Below are 2,446 nucleotides of genomic sequence, written 5' to 3' on the forward strand. Positions count from 1 at the left end.
CTTAACTTATGATTTCTAGGCGTTATTTTTGGCATACTGGCGTCGTAATAGTAAATAATAATTTATTATATATTATTTCTTAGAATTGGTATTATATCTACTTTTTAAAACTTTATATAAGTTTGAGATAAAATTTAAGTAGTTATAATTATTTTAGAATTAAATATTAATGGGCTTTATAATATGAAAATTATAACTAACACGTATGTAACTATCTTATTATTAACTATATCCTGTAATGCATCTGCTGGGGTATTAATGAAACAGTGGACTGATGCTACTCATAGATATTGTGAATATAGTAATGGTGAGGTAGATAAAGTTGGCTTTGGTACAGTTTGTCCAACTACAAATTAAAAAAGAAGTTTGATTTACCTAGCTTTTAAATTGTTTTTCTATGGCATTATTATAGGCAGATATCAGAGTTTTTAGTACATAAATAGCCTTTAAGAATTTATATGACATGAAAGTTTACCGTTATTTAGGATATTAAAGTTTGTACTTGTTGAAGTAAGTATGGGTTTTTTAGATTCTAAAAGGTCAACGTCAGATCCCTATATCTAGAAGCCCCCTTTAACTTATGTTGAAGGGGGCTTTTTCCTGTATGGTACTTTTAGCCTTTGCTCAGTCTTCACTGCCGATTAAGCTCTGATATTAAAATCAAACCTGTGCCTTATTTCATTATTGGTCAGAAATAAGCTAGTATGTTAGTCATAAAATAATATCAGCTCAATTAAAGGACTAGCTTATGACCACATCAACCGTCCAATACCAAGGAAATCTTCGTACCCAAGCTTTACATATACAATCAAATAATGAAATCATCACCGATGCGCCAACGGATAATCATGGCAAAGGCGAAGCGTTTTCACCTACCGATTTATTAGCAACCAGTTTGGCCAGTTGTATGTTAACGATTATTGGCATTAAGGCCGCAGACATGGATGTTGATGTCGTCGGTACCAAAGCTGAAGTCACCAAAGTCATGGCGTCAGATCCACGTCGAGTCAGTGATATAAAAGTTAATATTACCTTTCAACAAAATTTTGATGCACGTACCAAGAAGATATTAGAAGCAGCTGCGCTGACTTGTCCAGTAGCGAAAAGCTTGCACCCTGATATTAACCAAGACCTGACTTTTTCCTATTTAAACGATCAGTGATATGACTGCTAAAACGCTACTTATCGTTGCTCATGCACCCTCACCGAATACTCAAAAGTTAGCGCAAGCAGCTTTTGAGGGGGCCAATCATCCTGACATTAACCTAACAGTTATCTTAAAATCTCCACAGGATACTCAGCCCGAGGATGTACTTGCTGCGGATGCCTTATTGTTAGGAACAACAGAAAACTTAGCCTATATGGCAGGTCTGACCAAAGATTTCTTTGACCGTTGTTATTATCCGCTGCTGGAGCAGAAGCAGGGATTGCCTTTTGCGGTTTATATCCGAGCAGGTCATGATGGCACAGGAACGAAGCGAGCAATAAAGACCATAACTACTGGTTTACGTTGGGAGTGGATTCAGGAGGCATTGGTATTGAAGGGAGAGTGGCAACATGACTTTATTAAGCAAGTAGAAGAGCTTGCAATGACCTTGTCTGTTGGCGTTGAAGCTGGAATTTATTAGGTTTGTTATCTATGAGTCAACAAAATTTAAGCAATACGGATGCGGATTTCAGTGAAGATTTACCATTCTCACAGGCTTGTGAGAATAATAAACAACCTATTTTGAAGGTATTACAACAAGAGTTATCTGGTTGTCACTCAGTGTTAGAAGTCGGGTCGGGTACGGGGCAGCATAGCGTATATTTTGCACCTAGATTGCCACACTTACAGTGGCAAACCAGCGATGTGATAGCCAATCACCGAGTAATCGAAGCTTGGCATGATAGGCATCCAGCTGCCAATCTTCACAAACCGTTAGTATTCGATTTGAATTCGGATAACCTACCTATCATTAAAACCGATAGCCAGGGATCCTACGACGCTGTGTTTACCGCTAACACGTTGCATATTATTAATTGGTCTTTGGTTGAAAGGTTATTTCAGCTAGTTGCTGAGGCATTACCAGTTAACGGTAAGCTAATAGTATACGGTCCGTTTAATGATAAAGGTCAGTATAGTAGTGATAGTAATCGTCAGTTTGATTTGTATTTGCGTCGACGCGATGCTAACAGTGGTATACGCGATAAGGTAGATCTGATAACGCTAGCAAAACAGAACCACATGTCTTTAAATACTCAATACCAAATGCCAGCTAATAACGAGATATTAGTTTTCAAAAAATGCGATGAGGTTTAAATTAAATTTTAAAAAATGCTGAATTTGACTTGACCCAGTCAATAAAGCGTATATAATACACGACCTGTTCAAGAGAGGCCGAGCATAAGCGAAGCAAGTTAAAAGAATCAAAAAACTTTTAAATTAGTTCTTGACACAGCATAA

Annotated in this window: 3 protein-coding genes; all 3 read left to right on the forward strand. The window is 37.2% G+C overall.

All coding sequences use genetic code 11. The features are described from left to right. Positions 1–748: 748 nt before the first annotated feature. From H140_RS0113510 to H140_RS0113520, 3 genes are read left to right on the forward strand one after another with little or no spacing between them, the layout of a single operon-like run. Positions 749–1,162 (forward strand): OsmC family protein, encoded by a 414-nt coding sequence (locus tag H140_RS0113510; RefSeq protein ID WP_019674173.1) that lies wholly within the window; start codon positions 749–751, stop codon positions 1,160–1,162. Between the two features lies 1 nt (position 1,163). Beyond that, a complete protein-coding gene (locus H140_RS0113515) occupies positions 1,164–1,628 on the forward strand; it encodes a flavodoxin family protein (protein WP_019674174.1) in 465 nt (154 codons plus the stop codon). An 11-nt stretch (positions 1,629–1,639) separates the two neighbouring features. Then, positions 1,640–2,302 carry a DUF938 domain-containing protein gene (locus H140_RS0113520; protein ID WP_019674175.1) on the forward strand — a complete coding sequence of 221 codons (663 nt, stop codon included), beginning with the start codon at positions 1,640–1,642 and terminating at the stop codon, positions 2,300–2,302. Positions 2,303–2,446 lie beyond the last annotated feature (144 nt).

Source organism: Psychrobacter lutiphocae DSM 21542, from assembly GCF_000382145.1.
GTDB lineage: Bacteria > Pseudomonadota > Gammaproteobacteria > Pseudomonadales > Moraxellaceae > Psychrobacter > Psychrobacter lutiphocae.

Bases quoted from the DNA above. Each gene is read 5' to 3' on its own strand.
- H140_RS0113515 (WP_019674174.1), top strand. From the start codon at position 1,164: ATGACTGCTAAAACGCTACTTATCGTTGCTCATGCACCCTCACCGAAT.
- H140_RS0113520 (WP_019674175.1), top strand. From the start codon at position 1,640: ATGAGTCAACAAAATTTAAGCAATACGGATGCGGATTTCAGTGAAGAT.
- H140_RS0113510 (WP_019674173.1), top strand. From the start codon at position 749: ATGACCACATCAACCGTCCAATACCAAGGAAATCTTCGTACCCAAGCT.